This window comes from Pseudomonas sp. SAS7 (assembly GCF_052112345.1).
Classification (GTDB): domain Bacteria; phylum Pseudomonadota; class Gammaproteobacteria; order Pseudomonadales; family Pseudomonadaceae; genus Aquipseudomonas; species Aquipseudomonas putida_Q.
The window spans coordinates 1-19,074 of record NZ_JBEGGO010000028.1 but is presented as its reverse complement, the minus strand read 5'-3'; the positions used below and the strand labels follow the sequence as shown (position 1 = coordinate 19,074).

Annotated in this window: 17 protein-coding genes; 13 read left to right on the top strand and 4 right to left on the bottom strand. The window is 62.4% G+C overall.

Going from position 1 to position 19,074, the window contains the following annotated elements:
• Both ABI582_RS28175 and ABI582_RS28170 read left to right on the top strand, forming a co-directional pair.
• On the top strand, positions 1 to 661 hold a 661-nt coding region (locus tag ABI582_RS28175; RefSeq protein ID WP_442120921.1), incomplete at its 5' end, for an outer membrane protein OmpK.
• A gap of 355 nt (positions 662 to 1,016) precedes the next feature.
• Positions 1,017 to 1,799, top strand: coding sequence for an outer membrane protein OmpK (locus ABI582_RS28170; protein ID WP_016498611.1), 783 nt, complete (start codon positions 1,017 to 1,019; stop codon positions 1,797 to 1,799).
• A 138-nt stretch (positions 1,800 to 1,937) separates the two neighbouring features.
• Here ABI582_RS28170 and ABI582_RS28165 read toward each other — a convergent pair whose 3' ends face one another.
• Positions 1,938 to 2,852: a DUF808 domain-containing protein gene (locus ABI582_RS28165; RefSeq protein ID WP_338744742.1), complete on the bottom strand. Its 915-nt coding sequence runs from the start codon at positions 2,850 to 2,852 to the stop codon at positions 1,938 to 1,940.
• Positions 2,853 to 2,984: 132 nt separating this feature from the next.
• On the opposite strand from ABI582_RS28165, the gene ABI582_RS28160 reads away from it, so the two are divergent.
• Positions 2,985 to 3,596, top strand: coding sequence for a TetR/AcrR family transcriptional regulator (locus ABI582_RS28160; protein WP_010955036.1), 612 nt, complete (start codon positions 2,985 to 2,987; stop codon positions 3,594 to 3,596).
• A gap of 145 nt (positions 3,597 to 3,741) precedes the next feature.
• Here ABI582_RS28160 and ABI582_RS28155 read toward each other — a convergent pair whose 3' ends face one another.
• Positions 3,742 to 4,182, bottom strand: a complete 441-nt coding sequence (locus tag ABI582_RS28155; RefSeq protein ID WP_016498606.1) for a GlcG/HbpS family heme-binding protein — start codon at positions 4,180 to 4,182, stop codon at positions 3,742 to 3,744.
• Between the two features lie 257 nt (positions 4,183 to 4,439).
• Between ABI582_RS28155 and gcl the strand changes: the two genes are divergently transcribed.
• From gcl to ABI582_RS28110, 9 genes are all read left to right on the top strand, one after another.
• Complete coding sequence (gene gcl / locus ABI582_RS28150) at positions 4,440 to 6,215, top strand: glyoxylate carboligase (protein ID WP_016498605.1); 1,776 nt, start codon at positions 4,440 to 4,442, stop codon at positions 6,213 to 6,215.
• Between the two features lie 54 nt (positions 6,216 to 6,269).
• On the top strand, positions 6,270 to 7,052 hold the full coding sequence (gene hyi / locus ABI582_RS28145; RefSeq protein ID WP_049273327.1) for a hydroxypyruvate isomerase: 783 nt from the start codon (positions 6,270 to 6,272) through the stop codon (positions 7,050 to 7,052).
• Between the two features lie 53 nt (positions 7,053 to 7,105).
• Positions 7,106 to 7,999 (top strand): 2-hydroxy-3-oxopropionate reductase, encoded by an 894-nt coding sequence (locus ABI582_RS28140; protein WP_019471474.1) that lies wholly within the window; start codon positions 7,106 to 7,108, stop codon positions 7,997 to 7,999.
• Positions 8,000 to 8,258: 259 nt separating this feature from the next.
• Positions 8,259 to 9,533: a glycerate kinase type-2 family protein gene (locus ABI582_RS28135; RefSeq protein WP_442120920.1), complete on the top strand. Its 1,275-nt coding sequence runs from the start codon at positions 8,259 to 8,261 to the stop codon at positions 9,531 to 9,533.
• On the top strand, positions 9,530 to 10,945 hold the full coding sequence (gene pyk, locus ABI582_RS28130) for a pyruvate kinase (RefSeq protein WP_016498601.1): 1,416 nt from the start codon (positions 9,530 to 9,532) through the stop codon (positions 10,943 to 10,945). The genes ABI582_RS28135 and pyk overlap by 4 nt, the downstream gene beginning before the upstream one ends.
• A gap of 210 nt (positions 10,946 to 11,155) precedes the next feature.
• Positions 11,156 to 12,028 (top strand): urea transporter, encoded by an 873-nt coding sequence (locus ABI582_RS28125; RefSeq protein ID WP_338744744.1) that lies wholly within the window; start codon positions 11,156 to 11,158, stop codon positions 12,026 to 12,028.
• A 45-nt stretch (positions 12,029 to 12,073) separates the two neighbouring features.
• On the top strand, positions 12,074 to 12,895 hold the full coding sequence (locus ABI582_RS28120; protein ID WP_016498599.1) for an ion transporter: 822 nt from the start codon (positions 12,074 to 12,076) through the stop codon (positions 12,893 to 12,895).
• 213 nt (positions 12,896 to 13,108) lie between these two features.
• Complete coding sequence (locus ABI582_RS28115) at positions 13,109 to 14,107, top strand: sulfate ABC transporter substrate-binding protein (RefSeq protein ID WP_442120919.1); 999 nt, start codon at positions 13,109 to 13,111, stop codon at positions 14,105 to 14,107.
• Between the two features lie 208 nt (positions 14,108 to 14,315).
• Positions 14,316 to 16,340: a mechanosensitive ion channel family protein gene (locus tag ABI582_RS28110; RefSeq protein WP_442120918.1), complete on the top strand. Its 2,025-nt coding sequence runs from the start codon at positions 14,316 to 14,318 to the stop codon at positions 16,338 to 16,340.
• Positions 16,341 to 16,460: 120 nt separating this feature from the next.
• On the opposite strand, the gene ABI582_RS28105 is transcribed toward ABI582_RS28110, so the two are convergent.
• Both ABI582_RS28105 and ABI582_RS28100 read right to left on the bottom strand, forming a co-directional pair.
• A complete protein-coding gene (locus ABI582_RS28105; RefSeq protein WP_338744747.1) occupies positions 16,461 to 17,387 on the bottom strand; it encodes a class I SAM-dependent methyltransferase in 927 nt (308 codons plus the stop codon).
• A gap of 144 nt (positions 17,388 to 17,531) precedes the next feature.
• Positions 17,532 to 18,428 carry a DMT family transporter gene (locus tag ABI582_RS28100; RefSeq protein ID WP_442120917.1) on the bottom strand — a complete coding sequence of 299 codons (897 nt, stop codon included), beginning with the start codon at positions 18,426 to 18,428 and terminating at the stop codon, positions 17,532 to 17,534.
• 133 nt (positions 18,429 to 18,561) lie between these two features.
• Here ABI582_RS28100 and ABI582_RS28095 point away from each other — a divergent pair, with 133 nt between their 5' ends.
• The gene (locus ABI582_RS28095) at positions 18,562 to 18,999 is read left to right on the top strand and encodes an Lrp/AsnC family transcriptional regulator (RefSeq protein ID WP_258653481.1); all 438 of its coding nucleotides are present in this window, start codon (positions 18,562 to 18,564) and stop codon (positions 18,997 to 18,999) included.
• The last annotated feature ends 75 nt before the right edge of the window (positions 19,000 to 19,074 follow it).

The window sequence follows — 19,074 nt, the reverse complement described above, 5'->3', positions numbered from 1 at the left end:
GGTCAACCCTGATATCCAGCAGACCATCACGTTCGAGCACGCCAACAAATGGAAGTACGGCGACACCTTCATGTTCGTCGACAAGATCTTCTACAACGGCAAGGCCGACGCCAGCAAAGGCGTGACCACCTACTACGGCGAGTTCAGCCCGCGCCTGTCGTTCGGCAAGATCTTCGACCAGAAGCTGGCCTTCGGCCCGATCAAGGACGTGCTGCTGGCCATGACCTACGAGCGTGGCGAAGGCGACAACGCAGCCTACCTGATCGGCCCCGGCTTTGACCTGGACATCCCCGGCTTCAACTATTTCACCCTCAACTTCTACGTGCGCAACACCGAGGGCAGCCGCCCCGGTGACAACGTCTGGCAGATCACCCCTGGCTGGTCGTACACCATCCCTGTGGGCAGGTCTGACATTCTGATCGACGGTTACATGGACTGGGTCCCCGACAACGACCAGACCCGCCGTGGCACCTATCACGCCAACCTGCACTTCAACCCGCAGGTCAAATACGACTTGGGCAAGGCGCTGAACCTGGGCGCCAAGCAGCTCTACGTGGGCTTTGAGTACAGCTACTGGAAGGACAAATACGGCATCGACAGCCGCGGCAACCTGGAAAGCAACCAGAGCGTTGCCAGTGCCTTGATCAAAGTGCACTTCTAAGAAACTGACCAAACGCACAAGTTTGATACACCCTGCTCCAGGACGGAGCACTTGAGGCGCGGCGCGCAAGCCAGTAATCTGCGCGCCCCCTCGATCAGGGCAGAACGGATTCTGCCTGCGTTTACTGACCGCTCAGTCAATGAATACGGGCGGTTGGCCAACGTGTTGCCAGCCTGAAAGACCCTTATCATCCGTTCAGAACGAAGTCGAGCAGGAAGGTTTTGCCAACCCGGAAAAGTTGGCTCAACCCTTGCCAAACAGCTGTGGCCTATCGAAAAAAGCTGACTCGCAAGACAACAAAAAAGCGCCAATACCGAGCGCTGACAACAGATCAATCAAGGGAGCGACACTCGCAATGCGTACCATCAACAGCCTGATCCTCGCCGGCGGCCTGCTGGCCTGTGGCACCACCTACGCCGACGACCTGCTGCAATGGCAGAACAACAGCCTGACCTACCTGTGGGGCAAGAACTTCAAGGTCAACCCGGCGATTCAGCAAACCGTCACGTTCGAGCACGCCGATGGCTGGAAGTACGGCGACAACTTCATCTTCGTCGACAAGATCTTCTACCAGGGCCAGAAAGACGCCGGCAATGGCCCGAATACCTATTACGGTGAGATCAGCCCACGCCTGTCGTTCAACAAGATCTTCGACCAGAAGGTCGAGTTCGGCCCGGTCAAGGACGTGCTGCTGGCGATGACCTACGAGTTTGGCGAGGGTGACACCGAGTCGTACCTGATCGGCCCAGGCTTCGACCTGGCCATTCCCGGGTTCGACTACTTCCAGCTGAACTTCTACAACCGCACCACCGACGGCAGCCGCGCCGGCGACAACGTGTGGCAGATTACCCCGGTGTGGTCGTACACCATTCCGGTGGGCGATTCCGACGTGCTGATCGACGGCTTCATGGACTGGGTGGTGGACAACGATGAGAACCGTCGCGGCACCTACCACGCCAACCTGCACTTCAACCCGCAGATCAAGTATGACCTGGGCAAGGCATTGCACCTGGGCGAGAAGCAGCTGTATGTGGGTGTGGAGTATGACTACTGGAAGAACAAGTACGGCATCAAGGACAGCGATGCGTTTACCACTGACCAGAACACCATGAGCTTCCTGGTCAAGGTTCACTTCTGACCTGATCCCTCAGGGCCGTGCTGCGGCCCATTCGCGGGCAATCCCGCCCCACTGGGTCCGCGCCGGGTTCAAGGCAAACGCGGTACCTGTGGGAGCGGGTTCACCCGCGAACCGGGGCAAAGCCCCGGCCATGCAACCTTATGTGGCAGGCCGGATCGCCCGCCACAATTTGCCGGCAACCGCCACCACCGCCAGCACCACGCCACCGGCCAGCACCCCGGCCACGCCGTTGAGCAGCGCCCCGGTCAGCGCGCCACCGCGCCCCTCGCTAAACGCTTCGATCGCATGATGCAGCGGCTCGATGCCATGCACCAGAATGCCGCCACCGACCAGAAACATCGCCGCCGTGCCGATCACCGACAGGCTCTTCATCATGTAGGGCGCAGCCCGCAGGATGCCGTTGCCGATGGCCTGTGCCAGGCTCGATGCCTTTTGGGTCATCCACAACCCCAGGTCATCGAGCTTGACGATGCCAGCCACCAGCCCGTAAACGCCGATGGTCATGACGATGGCGATGCCCGACAGCACGATGATCTGCTGGCTCAGCGGCGCATCGGCCACGGTACCTAAGGTGATGGCGATGATTTCCGCCGACAGGATGAAGTCGGTGCGTACCGCACCCTTGATCTTGGTTTTCTCGAACGCCACCAGGTCGACATTGACGTCAGCCACGGCTTCCTTACGGGCATTGTGCTGCGCGTCGTCCTCTTCCTTGCTGTGCAGGAACTTGTGCGCCAGCTTCTCGAAGCCTTCGAAACACAGGTAGGCGCCACCGATCATCAACAACGGCGTAACCGCCCACGGAATGAATGCACTGATCAGCAGCGCCGCCGGCACCAGGATTGCCTTGTTGACGAACGACCCCTTGGCCACCGCCCACACCACCGGTACTTCGCGCTCGGCACGCACACCGGTAACCTGCTGGGCGTTCAGCGCCAGGTCATCGCCCAGCACACCTGCTGTTTTTTTTGCCGCCACCTTGGTCATTAGCGAGACGTCATCAAGCACCGTGGCGATGTCGTCGATCAGTACCAGTAGACTGCTTCCTGCCATGTTTGCCTGTATCCAGATAGGTGTGTGCCACGGATTCTAGCCCAAAGCCGCTGCCTTGAGCGCCCGTCGAGCGCGGTGCTACCATGCCCGATCCCTCTTAGAGGTGGCCAGACACGAGGAAGATCCCTGACCATGAGCACCATTCGCGAGCGCAACAAGGAATTGATCCTGCGCGCGGCCAGCGAGGAATTCGCCGACAAGGGCTTCGCCGCCACCAAGACCAGCGATATCGCGGCCAAGGCCGGCCTGCCCAAGCCGAACGTGTATTACTACTTCAAGTCCAAGGACAACCTCTACCGCGAAGTCCTGGAAAGCATCATCGCGCCAATCATGCAGGCGTCGACGCCGTTCAATGCCGACGGCGACCCGAAGGAAGTGCTGAGTGCGTACATTCGTTCGAAGATCCGCATTTCACGCGACCTGCCCCATGCCTCCAAGGTGTTTGCCAGCGAGATCATGCACGGCGCCCCGCACCTGTCGCCCAACCAGGTGGAGCAGCTGAACGAGCAGGCCCGGCACAACATCGAGTGCATCCAGCGCTGGATCGACCGCGGGCAGATTGCCCATGTGGATGCGCACCACCTGATGTTCAGCATCTGGGCGGCGACCCAGACCTATGCCGACTTCGACTGGCAGATTTCTGCGGTGACCGGCAAGGCCAAGCTGGCCGACAGCGATTATGACGCGGCGGCCGAGACCATCATTCGCATGGTCTTGAAAGGCTGTGAGCCTGAGGCAGCCTGACAGGGCCAGTGGGGCTGCTTCGCAGCCCATTCGCGGCACAAGGCCGCTCCTACAGGACATCGCGATCGCAGGTCAAACGCGATCCCCTGTAGGAGCGGCCTTGTGCCGCGAATGGGCCGCAAAGCGGCCCCGGCTATCTTGAGCCTTACGCCGCTACCCCAGCATCCGCCTTCAACCCCACCTCCTCTATCGCACTGATCGCACACTGCTCGTCAATATCCGACGTATCGCCGCTGATCCCTACCGCACCCAGCACCTTGCCGTCCTGATCACGAATCAGCACACCACCCGGTGCCGGCACCACCGGCCGCTCCCCCATCCCGTTCAACGCGGCAAAAAACGCCGGCCGCTGCTGCGCATCCAGCGCCAGCAGGCGCGACCCCTTGCCCAGGGCAATTGCACCCCAGGCTTTACCAGTGGCCACCTCAGGCCGGATAAGGCTGGCGCCATCCTCACGCTGCAGCGCCAGCAGGTGCCCGCCGGCATCCAGCACCGCCACGGTCAGTGGCGCGGCATTGATCTTGCGGCCCGCTGCCAGTGCGGCATTCACCAGGCTGACAGCGACTTTCAGGTTCAAGACGTTCATGGAAAGGTCCTCTTCTTGTTGTGAGAAGCCCTGAGGGCAGTTGAAAACCGATAGGGCAAATAGAACACAACGAAAGGATATCTTGTATACAATATTTTGAAACGATCGTATGCGATGGCGCAAATAGCCGTTTTCACGGCCGCTTTGACGAAACCCGCCCTACCCGATGAAAACCCATTGACCTGAGCCGCCAGCCGTGAATACACTCTGTCGCAAAGCAAGTTGTATACAATTACAAAATCGATGAGGCACAACCCATGAGCAAAATGAGAGCAATCGATGCAGCCGTTCTGGTCATGCGCCGTGAAGGTGTAGATACCGCGTTCGGCATCCCAGGGGCTGCCATCAACCCGTTGTACTCGGCCCTGAAGAAAGTCGGTGGCATCGATCACGTCCTCGCTCGCCACGTCGAAGGTGCCTCGCACATGGCCGAGGGCTACACCCGTGCCAACCCGGGCAACATCGGCGTGTGCATCGGCACTTCCGGCCCAGCCGGCACCGACATGGTCACCGGCCTGTACAGCGCCTCGGCCGACTCCATCCCGATCCTCTGCATCACCGGCCAGGCCCCGCGTGCACGCCTGCACAAAGAAGACTTCCAGGCCGTCGACATCACCAGCATCGTCAAGCCGGTGACCAAGTGGGCAACCACCGTTCTGGAGCCAGGCCAAGTGCCTTACGCCTTCCAGAAAGCCTTCTATGAAATGCGCACCGGCCGCCCAGGCCCGGTACTGATCGACCTGCCGTTCGACGTGCAGATGGCCGAAATCGAATTCGACATCGACGCCTACGAGCCGCTGGCCGTCAACAAGCCGTCCGCCACTCGCGTACAGGCTGAAAAAGCCCTGGCCCTGCTCAACGACGCCGAGCGCCCGCTGCTGGTCGCCGGTGGCGGCATCATCAACGCCGATGCCAGCGACAAGCTGGTCGAGTTCGCCGAACTGACCGGCGTGCCGGTAATTCCGACCCTGATGGGCTGGGGCACCATCCCGGACGACCACGCACAAATGGTCGGCATGGTCGGCCTGCAGACTTCGCACCGCTACGGCAACGCCACCCTGCTCAAATCCGACCTGGTGTTCGGTATCGGTAACCGCTGGGCCAACCGCCACACCGGCTCTGTCGACGTCTACACCGAAGGCCGCAAGTTCGTGCACGTCGACATCGAACCGACCCAGATCGGCCGCGTGTTCACCCCGGACCTGGGTATCGTGTCCGACGCAGGCAAGGCGCTGGACGTGTTCCTGGAAGTGGCCCGCGAGTGGAAAGCCGCTGGCAAGCTGAAAGACCGTGCTGCCTGGCTGGAAGACTGCCAACAGCGCAAAGCCACCCTGCAGCGCAAGACCCACTTCGACAACGTGCCGGTCAAGCCGCAGCGCGTGTACGAAGAAATGAACCAGGTATTCGGCAAGGACACCACCTACGTCAGCACCATCGGCCTGTCGCAGATTGCCGGCGCGCAGTTCCTGCACGTGTACAAGCCACGCCACTGGATCAACTGTGGCCAGGCCGGCCCGCTGGGCTGGACCATCCCTGCCGCACTGGGTGTTGTGAAAGCAGACCCGAAACGCAAGGTTGTCGCGCTGTCGGGTGACTATGACTTCCAGTTCATGATCGAAGAACTGGCAGTGGGCGCACAGTTCAACCTGCCGTACGTCCACGTACTGGTGAACAACGCCTACCTGGGCCTGATCCGTCAGGCGCAGCGTGGCTTCGACATGGATTACTGTGTACAACTGGCGTTCGAGAATATCAACTCGACCGACGCCGCCACCTACGGTGTCGACCACGTTGCAGTGGTCGAAGGCTTGGGCTGCAAGGCCATTCGCGTGTTCGAGCCGGCCGAGATCGCCCCTGCCCTGCTCAAGGCGCAGAAGATGGCCGAAGAGTTCCGCGTGCCGGTCGTGGTCGAAGTGATTCTCGAGCGTGTGACCAACATTTCCATGGGCACCGAGATCAACGCGGTCAACGAGTTCGAAGACCTGGCGCTGGTCGGCAACGACGCGCCAACCGCCATCTCGATGCTGGACTGATCGCCTGACGCCCCCAGGCACGCCCTGGGGGCCTTCATCGCAAGGAGACAACTCATGCCTCGCTTCGCTGCCAACCTGTCCATGCTGTTCACCGAACAGGACTTCCTGGCCCGCTTCAAGGCTGCCGCCGACGCTGGTTTCAGTGGCGTCGAATACCTGTTCCCCTACGACTTCAGCGCTGCAGAAATCAAGCAGCAGCTGGAAGCCAACGGCCTGACCCAGGTGCTGTTCAACCTGCCTGCCGGCGACTGGGCCAAAGGTGAGCGCGGTATCACCTGCCACCCAGACCGCATCGAAGAATTCCGTGCCGGTGTCGACAAGGCCATCGAATACGCCAAGGTGCTGGGCAACACCCAGGTCAACGCCCTGGCTGGCATCCGCCCACAAGGCCCGGACTGCGCCACCGTGCGCAAGACCTTCGTCGAAAACCTGCGCTACGCCGCCGACAAACTCAAGGCCGCCGGTATTCGCCTGGTCATGGAAATGATCAACACCCGCGACATCCCGGGCTTTTACCTGAACACCACCCAGCAGGCCCTGGAAATCCAGGCCGAAGTGGGCAGTGACAACCTGTTCCTGCAGTACGACATCTATCACATGCAGATCATGGAAGGTGACCTGGCTCGCACTATGGAAACCAACCTGCAGCTGATCAACCACATCCAGCTGGCCGACAACCCCGGCCGTAACGAGCCTGGTACTGGCGAGATCAACTACCGCTTCCTGTTCGAGCACCTGGACCGCATTGGCTACCAGGGCTGGGTGGGCGCGGAGTACAAGCCCAAGACCACCACCGAAGCGGGCCTGGGCTGGTTGAAAACCCACAATGCAATTTGAACAAGCCGGGCGCACAGCGCCTGATGTGAACAAATATAAAGAGGCACATTATCATGGCTAAAATCGGTTTCATCGGCACCGGCATCATGGGCAAGCCCATGGCCCAAAACCTGCAAAAAGCAGGTCACAGCCTGTTCGTTTCCACCCACCACGACGCCGCGCCAGCCGACCTGATCGCCGCCGGTGCAGTGGCCCTGGCCAACCCGAAAGAGGTTGCCCAGGAAGCCGAATTCATCATTGTCATGGTGCCGGACACCCCGCAGGTGGAAGCCGTACTGTTCGGTGAAAACGGCGTGGCCGAGGGCGTAGGCCCGAACAAGGTCGTGATCGACATGAGCTCGATCTCGCCTACCGCCACCAAAGCGTTCGCCGAAAAAATCAAGGCAACCGGCGCAGCCTATCTGGACGCCCCGGTGTCCGGTGGTGAAGTCGGCGCCAAGGCCGCGACCCTGAGCATCATGGTTGGTGGCTGCCCGAAAGCCTTCGAGCGCACCCTGCCGCTGTTCGAAGCCATGGGCAAGAACATCACCCGCGTGGGTGGCAACGGTGACGGCCAGACCGCCAAGGTCGCCAACCAGATCATCGTCGCCCTGAACATCCAGGCTGTCAGCGAAGCACTGCTGTTCGCCGCCAAGAACGGCGCCGACCCGGCCAAGGTGCGTGAAGCACTGATGGGCGGCTTTGCTTCGTCGAAAATCCTCGAAGTGCACGCCGAGCGCATGATCAAGGGCACCTTCGACCCTGGCTTCCGCATCAACCTGCACCAGAAAGACCTGAACCTGGCCCTGCAAGGCGCCAAGGAACTGGGCATCAACCTGCCCAACACTTCCAATGCCCAGCAAGTGTTCAACACCTGCCAGGCCCTGGGTGGCGGCAACTGGGACCACTCGGCGCTGATCAAAGGCCTGGAACACATGGCCAACTTCTCGATCCGCGGCGACAAGTAATCTGAATTCGGGGGCTGCTGCGCAGCCCGATCGCGACACAAGGCCGCGCCTACAAGCGGTACGCGATCCCCTGTAGGAGCGGCCTTGTGTCGCGAAAGGGGCGCAAAGCGCCCCCAGGATTCCAGATCAGACACCGCTGAACCTGCGACCACAGGTTCAGCGGTAGCACCGAGCAACACCCGCCCCTGGTTCGGCCTGCACGGAGGCAGTTCCAGGGGCGTTTTTGATTCTGCAGAACAACAATAATTGGGAGCCTGCCATGTCGGTCGATCCGCAAAAAATTCTCCGCGAGCTGTTCGACACAGCCATCGCTGCCGCCCACCCCCGCCAAGTCCTCGAACCCTACCTGCCCGCCGACCGTAGCGGCCGGGTCATCGTCATCGGCGCCGGCAAGGCCGCAGCCGCCATGGCCGAAGTGGTCGAAAAAAGCTGGCAGGGCGAAGTTTCCGGCCTGGTCGTGACCCGATACGGCCACGGCGCCAACTGTCAAAAAATCGAAGTGGTCGAAGCCGCCCACCCGGTACCGGATGCCGCCGGCCTGGCCGTGGCCAAGCGCGTGCTGGAACTGGTCAGCAACCTCAATGAAGACGATCGCGTCATCTTCCTGCTGTCTGGCGGTGGTTCCGCCCTGCTGGCGCTGCCGGCCGAGGGCCTGACCCTGGCCGACAAGCAACATATCAACAAGGCACTGCTCAAATCCGGCGCCACCATCGGCGAGATGAACTGCGTGCGCAAGCACCTCTCGGCGATCAAGGGCGGCCGCCTGGCCAAGGCCTGCTGGCCAGCCACGGTCTACACCTATGCCATTTCCGATGTGCCGGGCGACCTCGCCACGGTAATCGCCTCCGGCCCCACCGTGGCCGACCCGAGCACGTCGGCTGATGCCCTGGCCATTCTGAAACGCTACAACATCGAAGCGCCCAAAGCAGTCATCGACTGGCTGAACAACCCTGCCTCGGAAACCGTCAAGGCCGATGACCCGGCCCTGGCCCGCAGCCACTTCCAGCTGATCGCCAAGCCCCAGCAGTCGCTCGAAGCCGCTGCGGTCAAAGCCCGACAGGCGGGTTTCAGCCCGCTGATCCTCGGCGACCTGGAAGGTGAGTCGCGCGAAGTGGCCAAGGTGCACGCCGGTATCACCCGGCAGATTGTCCAGCATGGCCAACCACTGAAGGCACCCTGCGTGATCCTGTCCGGCGGCGAAACCACCGTGACCGTACGCGGCAATGGCCGTGGCGGGCGCAACGCCGAGTTCCTCCTCAGCCTCACTGAAAGCCTGAAAGGCCTGCCCGGCGTATACGCCCTGGCCGGCGACACTGACGGCATCGATGGCTCGGAAGAAAACGCCGGTGCCTTCATGACCCCGGGCAGCTACGCCCGCGCCGAGGCCCTGGGCCTGTCGGCCAGCGACGAGCTGGACAACAACAACGGCTATGGCTATTTCGCCGCGCTGGATGCGCTGATCGTCACCGAGCCGACCCGCACCAACGTCAACGACTTCCGCGCCATCCTGATCCTCGAGACTGCCCAACCATGACGCCTGATAAAAAAGTAAAGATCCTCGCCACCCTCGGGCCTGCGATCAACGGCATCGACGACATCCGCCAACTGGTCGAAGCCGGGGTGAACATCTTCCGCCTCAACTTCAGCCACGGCGAACACGCTGACCACGCCCTGCGCTACCAGTGGATCCGCGAGGTAGAGCAGCAACTGAACTACCCGCTAGGCATCCTCATGGACCTGCAAGGACCGAAGCTGCGCGTGGGCCGCTTTGCCGAAGGCAAGGTGCAGCTGCAACGCGGCCAGGCGCTGCGCCTGGACCTGGACAAGACCCCGGGCGACAGCCGCCGGGTCAACCTGCCACACCCTGAAATCATCGCAGCGCTCGAGCCCGGCATGGACCTGCTGCTGGACGATGGCAAGCTGCGCCTGCGCGTCACCGCCAAGCACAACGACGCTATCGACACTGAAGTGCTGAACGGTGGCGAGCTGTCCGACCGCAAGGGTGTCAACGTACCGCAAGCAGTACTCGACCTCTCCCCGCTCACCGAAAAAGACCGCCGCGACCTGGCCTTTGGCCTGGAACTGGGTGTGGACTGGGTGGCCCTGTCGTTTGTACAGCGCCCTGAGGACATCGTCGAAGCGCGCCAGCTGATTGGCGACCGTGCCTACCTGATGGCCAAGATCGAGAAACCCTCGGCGGTCGAACAACTGCAAGCCATCGCCGAACTGGCAGACGCGATCATGGTGGCCCGCGGTGACCTGGGCGTGGAAGTGCCGGCCGAAAGCGTGCCGCAAATCCAGAAGCGCATCATCAACACCTGCCGCCAGCTGGGCAAACCGGTGGTGGTGGCCACGCAGATGCTCGAGTCCATGCGCTTCTCGCCGGCGCCGACCCGTGCCGAAGTCACCGACGTAGCCAACGCCGTGGCCGAAGGTGCCGATGCGGTCATGTTGTCGGCCGAGACTGCCTCGGGTGACTACCCGCTGGAAGCCGTGCAGATGATGAGCAAGATCATCCGCCAGGTGGAAAACGGCCCGGACTACCAGGCCCAGCTCGACGTTGGCCGGCCGAAGGCCGAGGCCACTGTGTCGGACGCCATCAGCTGCGCCATCCGCCGCATCAGCGGCATCCTGCCGGTGGCGGTGCTGGTCAACTACAGCGAGTCGGGCGCCTCGACGCTGCGCGCTGCGCGCGAGCGGCCACGGGCTCCGATCCTCAACCTGACGCCGAACCTGAACACCGCGCGCCGCCTGAGCGTGGCCTGGGGCGTGCATTCGGTGGTCAACGACCGCCTGCGCCAGGTGGACGAGGTGGTTTCCACCGCCCTGGAGATTGCCCAGGCGCAAGGCATGGCCAGCCGTGGCGACACACTGCTGATCACTGCCGGTGTGCCTTTCGGCAAGCCAGGGTCGACTAACACGCTGCGGATCGAGACTTTGATCTGAGATTGCCGGGGGCGCTTTGCGCCCCATTCGCAGCACAAGGCTGCTCCTACAGGGACCGCGTAGCCTGAGAAGCTCGCGATTCCTTTGTAGGAGCAGCCTTGTGCTGCGAATGGAGGGCGCAGCCCTCCCCATACACCGATCTACCTGAACTGCGGAAAACCGAGGCCCAAAGAGGCCCACCGCTCCCCCATCAACCTCACTGACTGCCCCATGTACACCAAAAATTTCGTCAACCCGTGCCCGGACTGGGCCACGGCGTTACTCAACGGTTTCAGCCAGGTGCTGCTGCTGCGCAACCCCCTGTGCGGCCTCTGCTGCCTGCTGGCCATTCTGCTGACCGCGCCCAACCTGGTCGGCGGCGCCCTGCTCGGCGCGCTGGCCGGCCTGCTCACCGCCCAGGCCCGCGGCTACGACCGCGCCGACCGCCAGGCCGGGCTGTACAGCTACAACGGCGTGCTCATCGGCCTGCTGATCAGCGCCGTGCTACCGTGGTCGGCCATTCTGCCGCCACTGATCATCGCTGCCGGCGGGCTGTCCAGCATCATCACCCACCAGTGGCGCAAGCGCGGCGGCAAGCTGCTGATTGCCTATACCGCGCCGTTCGTCCTGCTGGGCTGGGGCACGCTGATGCTCACCAGCCCCTCGCCCAGCGGCTTCGTCGAAGCCGACCCGCTGTATGCCCTGGCGCGTGGCGTAGGCCAGATCTTCCTGCTCGACCAGCCCTTGGCCGGTTTGCTGATCATCGTCGGCATGTTCATCGCCAACCCCTACGCGGCAATGTGGGCGGTGATCGGCTCGGCCATCGGTGGGGGCGTGGCGTTGATTGCCGACCAAGCGCAGGCAGCATGGCTGGGCCTGTATGGCTTCAATGCCGCGCTGGCGGCACTGGCCTTCAGCAGGCAAGGTGAAAAACCCTGGGTGACGCTGCTTGCCATCGCCTTGGCCCTGTTGCTGCAACCGCTGTTCAAGCTGCTGCCCGTGCCTGGCCTGACCGCGCCCTTCGTCGCCGCCTGCTGGCTGATGCACCTGGGCAATCATCTGGCCCAGCCCAGGCAGCGCAACGCCAGCCGCTTGCACAGCTGAAATGCAACCCCTAGGCTCAGCCCACCGCTTTTTTGGAATGAGCCAATGAATAACCCTGCGAGCCTGCGCGAGCGGCTCTTCGTCATCGTCTTCCAGTCCGATACCGTGGCAGGAAGACGCTTCGACAAAATCCTTCTGCTGATCATCCTGGCCAGCCTGGTCACCGTCATCCTCGACAGCATCGACGAAGTGCACCAAGGCTATGCCGGCCTGCTGGCTGGCATAGAGTGGGGCTTTACCGCGATTTTCCTGGCCGAATACATCACCCGCCTGTACTGCTCGCCCAAGCCCTTGCGCTATGCCTTCAGTTTTTATGGCCTGGTCGACCTGCTGGCGATCGTGCCGGGGATCATCGCCCTGTACTACAGCGACGCCCAGTACCTGCTGATCATCCGCGTCATCCGCATGCTGCGGATCTTCCGGGTGCTCAAGCTCAGCCCCTACCTTAAGCAGGCTCACTACCTGATGGAGGCGCTGCGCGGCAGCAAGCAGAAGATCATCGTGTTCCTGGTGACGGTATCGACCCTGGTGACGGTGTTCGGCACCTTGATGTACGTGATCGAAGGGCCGGAGCATGGCTTTACCAGCATCCCCAAAGGCATCTACTGGGCCATCGTCACCCTCACCACCGTGGGCTTTGGCGACATCGTGCCAAAAACGCCGCTGGGCCAGGTGCTGTCGTCGCTGGTGATGATTACCGGTTATTCGATCATAGCCGTGCCGACCGGCATCTTTACCGCCGAACTGGCCAATGCCATGCGCGGGGAGCAACTGCAGCATGATTGCCCGACTTGCCACAAGAAGACGCATGAGCATGGCGCGGCGTTCTGTTCCCGGTGTGGGAATGGGCTGTTTCCCAAGCAATGATACTGCCTGTGCTGGCCCTTTCGCGGGCACGCCCGCTCCCACAGGATCACCACAGGCCTTAGCAGTGCGCGGTCCCTGTGGGAGCGGGTTTACCCGCGAAGAGGCCGGTACAGGCAACGGCATAACCAAAGTCATTTTTGTTCTTTAACCGCCATAAACCCACCCGCTATAGTCGCAGGCAAATTGCCAACACCTCGATAACAAGGAAGCAACGTGAAAAAACTCTTCACCGCCTCGCTGCTCGCCGCAGGCCTGGCCCTGGGCAACCTCGCCCAGGCCGCCCCTACCCTGCTGAACGTTTCCTACGACGTGATGCGCGACTTCTACAAGGACTACAACCCGGCCTTCCAGAAGCACTGGGAAGCCGAGCACAAAGAGAAGGTCAACGTGCAGATGTCCTTCGGCGGCTCGAGCAAGCAGGCGCGTGCGGTGATCGATGGCCTACCGGCCGATGTCATCACCATGAACATGGCCACCGACATCAACGCCCTGGTCGACAATGGCAAGCTGGTGCCGGACAACTGGGTGACCCGCATGCCGAACAACAGCGCGCCGTTCACCTCGGCCACTGTGTTCATCGTGCGCAAGGGCAACCCGAAAGCCCTGAAAGACTGGCCCGACCTGCTCAAAGACGGCGTGCAAGTGATCGTGCCCAACCCAAAAACGTCGGGTAACGGCCGCTACACGTACCTGTCGGCCTGGGGCTATGTGCTCAAACAGGGCGGTGACGAGGCCAAGGCCCGTGACTTCGTCGGCAAGCTGTTCAAACAGGCGCCGGTGCTGGACACCGGTGGCCGTGCCGCCACCACCACCTTCATGACCAACCAGATTGGTGATGTGCTGGTTACCTTCGAGAACGAAGCCGAGATGATCGCCCGCGAGTTCGGCCGCGACCAGTTCGAAGTGGTCTACCCAAGCGTGTCGGCCGAAGCCGAGCCACCTGTCAGCGTGGTCGACAAGGTAGTGGCGAAGAAAGGTACCCAGGCGGTAGCCGAGGAATACCTGAAGTACCTGTGGTCGCCTGAAGCCCAGGAGATCGCCGCCAACAACTACCTGCGCCCGCGTGATGCCGCGGTACTGGCCAAGTACACCGACCGATTCCCGAAAGTGGACTTCCTGTCGGTGGAGAAAACCTTTGGTGACTGGCGCACCGTGCAGAAGACCCACTTCAACGACGGTGGGGTGTTTGACCAGATCTATACCGGTCAGTAATTGATGTAGGCAGCTCCGGCCCTATCGCCGGCAAGCCAGCCCCCACAGGTACGGCACATGGCTTGGGCATTATGCAGTACCTGTGGGAGCTGGCTTGCCGGCGATAGGGCCAGTAGTTTTGACACAGTTCTTCGAACTTTCTCCATCAACCTGCAATCAGTTCCTTGAGTAACCCTGCCCCGCTCACCCCGGCCCAAGGAGTACTCCAGTGCTGCGTTTTCTCCCTACCCTGCTGCTCGGCTGCCTGCTGAGCACCCACCTGTTGGCCGCTGACCCCACCCCCACTGAAGAACAACCCGCCGAACCCGAACCGGTATTGCAAGGCGGCCTCCTTGGCGCCCTGGCCGACGGCCTGGACAGCGCCGCCCAGGAGCTCGACCTCGATGCCCACCTGGTCGATGCCTGGCGCCTGCGCACCGACCGCGCCACCAAGGAAGTCGAACGCCTGGTCGACCGGCACTCGGCCGACGACTCGCTGCAGCTGATCGGCAACTTCCTCCTGCTGACCCTGACCTGGGCCGCCAGCTTCGCCGCATTCACCAGCCTCGGCCGCTGGGCCGCCAATCGCACTTCAGGCACGGCCTGGCTGCGCGAGCGCAAGCGCGCCAGCAGCCTGCTCGGCTACCTGCTGCCCTACACCCTGCCGGCGCTGGCCAGCCTGCCGCTGACGCTGTACGCCAGCCGCTTTCTCGACCCGTCAGTGGCCCGCGCCCTGGGCCTGAGCCTGGCTTACGCCACCAGCAGCGGCCTGTTCTCGACTTCGATCATCCTCTGCCTGGTGACCCTGTTCGATGCCGGGCACAAACGCGACGCCGTGGCGGTCATCAAACGCCTGGCCCCCCGCCCGCTGTTCATGATCGGCTTCCTCGCGGCCTGGAGCGACGCCCTGACCAGCCCACAGATCGCCCGCCAGCTGGGCGGCAACCTCACCGCCAGCATTGCCGTGGCCACCGGCCTGATTGCCACCTTCATCTTCGCCAGCCTGGTGATCCGCCTGCGCCGCCCGGTGGCGCACCTGATCCGCAACCGCGCCTTCAAGGACCGCGTGCAGCATCGCGCCGTGCAGGAAACCCTGCGGATCTTTTCGGTGCTGTGGTATCTGCCGATCCTGCTGATGATCCTGGTGTCGGCCATTCACCTGATCGGCGCCGGCGAAGAAAGCCAGAAGGCCCTGCAGAAAGCCTTGCTGACCACTGTACTGCTGGTCTCTACCGTGTTCCTCAGCACCTTGCTGCAACACTTGCTGGCCCAGCGCGAAACCGACCCGGCGCAGCGGGTACGCCCTTACAAGGAACTGCTGCGCAGCCTCGCCCATGCGCTACTGCGCATCGCCATGGCGGTGGCCTTCATCGAACTGCTGGGGCGCATCTGGGGCTTCTCGGTGGTGGATTTTGCCCTGAGCAACCGCCTGGGCCAGGCGATCAGCAACTCGCTGTCGAGCATTGGCCTGATCCTGCTGGTCACCTGGCTGCTGTGGGTGGTACTCGACACGGCCATCCAGGAAGCACTCAAGCCACCCGTCGGCCGCCGCAGCGCACGCCAGCCGAGCACCCGGGTTCGGACCATCCTGCCGATGCTGCGCAATGCGATCAAAGTGATCCTGATCGTCATCTGCACCATCACCACCATGGCCAACCTGGGCATCAACGTCGCGCCACTGCTGGCCGGTGCCGGGGTGATCGGCCTGGCCATCGGCTTTGGCTCGCAGCAACTGGTGCAGGATGTGATTACCGGGCTGTTCATCCTGATCGAGGACACCATTTCCATCGGCGACTGGGTAGTGCTTGATTCCGGCCATGCCGGTACCGTCGAAAGCCTGACGATCCGTACCTTGCGCCTGCGCGATGGCAAAGGCTTCGTGCACTCGGTGCCGTTCGGCCAGATCAAGGCGGTTACCAACCAGTCGAGGCAGTTCGCCTATGCGTTCTTCTCGGTGCAGTTCACCTATGACAGTGATGTGGATGCGTCACTGGCGCTGATCCATGAGGTGGGCAAGTCGATCAGCGAAGACCCGCTGCTGCGCATCAACCTGCAAGGGCCGCTGCAAGTGTTCGGGGTGGACCGCATGGACTTGAACGGGTTTGTGCTGACGGCGCAGTTCCGCACTATTTCCGGTGGGCAATATGCGGTGAGCCGGGCGTTCAACGAGCGGCTGAAGAAGCGGGTGGACCAGACCGACAACGTGAGTTTTGCCCAGGTGTATCCGCTGCCGCTGCAGGCCCTGGGGGCTTGATGTCGCCTGCACTGGCCCCTTCGCGGGTGAACCCGCTCCCACAGGAACCCCACAACATTCAGGACTGTGGTGAACCCTGTGGGAGCGGGTTTACCCGCGAAGAGGCCGGAGAGGGGAACATCAATTCTGGCGGAATACCAAGGCCTTGAGCCCCCCGGCCGGGTCCACATCCGGAAACTCCGGCGGGTTCTCCAGCCGCTCGACAAACGCCAACGAAGGCGCCTGCTCGGCCATCCCTTCAATCAGAAACTCCGGCCCGATCCCCGGGTCGTTGACACAGGCCAGCACCGTCCCACCCGCGCTCAGCAACTCCGGCAAACGCCGCAAGATCTTCGCGTAATCCTGGGTCAGCACGAAGCTGCCACGCTGGAAGGTCGGCGGGTCGATGATGATCAGGTCGTAAGGCCCATACTTGCGCACCTTGCCCCACGATTTGAACAGCTCATGCCCCAGGTAGGCCACACGCGATGCGTCGTGGCCATTCAGGCGATGGTTATCGCGCCCACGGGACAGCGCCGACTTGGCCATGTCCAGGTTCACCACCTGTTCGGCCCCCCCGGCAATCGCTGCCACCGAGAAGCCGCAGGTGTAAGCGAACAGGTTCAGCACGCGCTTGCCCGCCGCCTGCTCGCGCACCCAGCGCCGACCGTAGCGCATGTCGAGGAACAGGCCATTGTTCTGCCGCACGCCCAGGTCCAGCAGGTACGACAGGCCGTCCTCGACCACCTCACGTTGCTGGCATGGCTCGCCCAGCAGCCACTGGCCCGGGCTGTCGGGCAGGTAGCGGTGCTGGATGAGAATGGCCTGGCCGGCCCATTGCGGGCTCTGGGCCAGGTTGCGCAGCATGGCTTCCAGTTCGGCCAGTTGGCCCTCGGGCAGCTCGCGGAACAGGGCTACCGAGAGCACGCCTTGCAACCAGTCGACAGTGACCTGCTCCAGGCCTGCCCAGCAGCGGCCACGGCCATGGAACAGGCGGCGGGTTTCCTGCGGGGCAGGGTCGAGGGCGGCGAGCAGGTGCTGCTCCAAGGTGTGAATCGGGGAAGTCATGGTGGGTCGCAGGCTGGCAAAAGCGGCATTCTACCTTGCGGGCCTCTTCGCGGGTAAACCCGCTCCCACAGGGACCCACAGTATTCAGAGCTACGGTGATCCTGTGGGAGCGGGTTTACCCGCGAAGAGGCCCGCAAGGTCACCTCAGTTCTTGACTGCATCCCGCACTGGCCGGAACCACCACCCCTGCTGCATCCCCGCCGCTGCCAGCAGAATCAACCCAACCCCCAGCCACTGCAGCGGTGCCAAGCGGTGCCCGAACGCCACCCAGTCCACCAGAATCGCCGCAATCGGGTAAATGAACGACAGCGCTCCGGTCAACGCCGTGGGCAAGCGCTGAATGGCGCTGTACAGCAGCACATACATGAGGCCGGTATGGACCATGCCCAGTGTCAGCAAGCTGGCCAATGCCGGCATTTCGCCCGGCAAACTGCCGAGCTTGACCCAGGGCGCCAGCAACAGCACCCCCGTGGTTACTTGTATCAACGCAATCAGGTGAGGTGGCGTGCCACTCAGCCGCTTGATGATCAACGCCGCAATGGCATACAAAAACGCCGCGCCCAGCGCCAGGGCAATGCCCAGCAGATAATCCTCGCCACCTCCCTGGCCCGCACCATGGGCACTGACGATGGCCAGCATGCCAAGGAAGGCGACACTCAGCCAGGTGACCTTGGCCAAGGTGATCTTCTCGCCCAGAAACAGCGCCGCCAGCCCCACCAGCATGAACGGCTGCACGTTGTACACCGCCGTGCCGATGGCGATTGATGCACGCGAATACGAGGCGAACAACAACAGCCAGTTGCCGACGATGGCCACGCCGCTGGCAATCGCCAGCAGGAACGCCGTACGGCTGATTACCCCGGGCCGCAAAAAGCCGAAAGCGGCGCAAATCACCAGCAAGGTCACGGCGCCGAACACGCAGCGCCAGAACACCACCTCGAGTACCGGCTGCCCGGACACCAGCACAAACCAGCCGATGGTCCCGGAAATCAGCATGGCGAAGACCATTTCCAGCGAGCCACGGCGCAATGAACTGTCCATCTCACACCTCACGTTGACGATGGCAACAGTATGCAAAAGGTGCAGCCTGGCCTTCCAGCGGATTACCAAGGCAGATTTGCAGCCTTGCCTTTACTATCAAGGCAAATCACGCAAATTACCTGATGAGGTGACCATGACCGATGCCATCGACCAGCTATTGATCAATGCACTGATGGAAGACTCGCGCCGTTCGCTCAAAGCCCTGGCGCAAGTCAGCGGGCTGTCCGCGCCCAGCGTCAGCGAGCGCCTGCGCCGCCTGGAAGAGCGTGGCGTGCTGCGCGGCTACACGGTGGATGTCGACCCGCGCGCCTTTGGTTACCAGCTACAGGCCATCGTACGCATTCGCCCGCTGCCGGGGCAGCTGCAGGAGGTGGAACGGCAGATCATTGCCATCCCCGAGTTCACCGAGTGCGACAAGGTCACCGGCGAGGACTGTTTTATTGCCCGGCTGCATGTGCGCTCGATGGAACAGTTGGACACCCTGCTGGACCGCATCAATGTGCTGGCCGAGACCAACACCGCCATCATCAAGAAAAGCCCGGTGAAGCGGCGGTTGCCGCCAATGGAATGAATTCGCCTGTTCCGGCCTCTTCGCGGGTAAACCCGCTCCCACAGGTACTGCACCAGATTTGGGCTTGTGATGAAC